General features: G+C 60.0%; 1 pseudogene. It reads right to left on the bottom strand.

The window, feature by feature from the left end:
* Positions 1-497, bottom strand: a pseudogene (locus tag SB756_RS28075) (anthranilate 1,2-dioxygenase large subunit); the annotation flags it as partial.

Genomic DNA, 497 nt, shown 5'->3' with positions numbered 1-497 from the left:
GAAGCGTTGCCAGGAACCGTGCTGATTGATGTAAAGCCCTTCGTGGGTAAACTCGGTACCGGTCAATACCGGTTTTATGCCGAGCACTTCACTGTTGGGGGTAGGGCCTTCAACCCACTTTTCATTGCCGCGAGACACCTCGTTCCAGCGCTCGAGGCGTGCCTGGAAGCCGCGCTGGGCTTCACGGAACTCGACCAGATCGTCGGGGGTTCCCATGCCGGAAACGTTGAAAAAATCTTCGAACTGGCGAATGCGGTTTTCCCGGTCGGCGTCGGACTCACCTTTGACGCCGATACACTGGCTGGTTATTTCAGTCTTGTTCCAGGCCACCGGGCGCACGATACGCAGCTGCGAGCTGATCTGATCCATGAAGAACAGGCTGGGGTAGATGTTCAGGTTGCGCAGGCGGTGCATCATCCACTCGGCCTTGGCCTGGCCGTGCTCGGCCACCAGGCGCGGCATGATGCTGGCGTAGCCGGAGCGCACCGCCGGGTTGG

The organism is Pseudomonas sp. SIMBA_068 (assembly GCF_046534705.1).
GTDB lineage: Bacteria > Pseudomonadota > Gammaproteobacteria > Pseudomonadales > Pseudomonadaceae > Aquipseudomonas > Aquipseudomonas putida.
The sequence above is the reverse complement of the archived record's forward strand: the minus strand, read 5'-3'. Positions and strand labels throughout refer to the sequence as shown.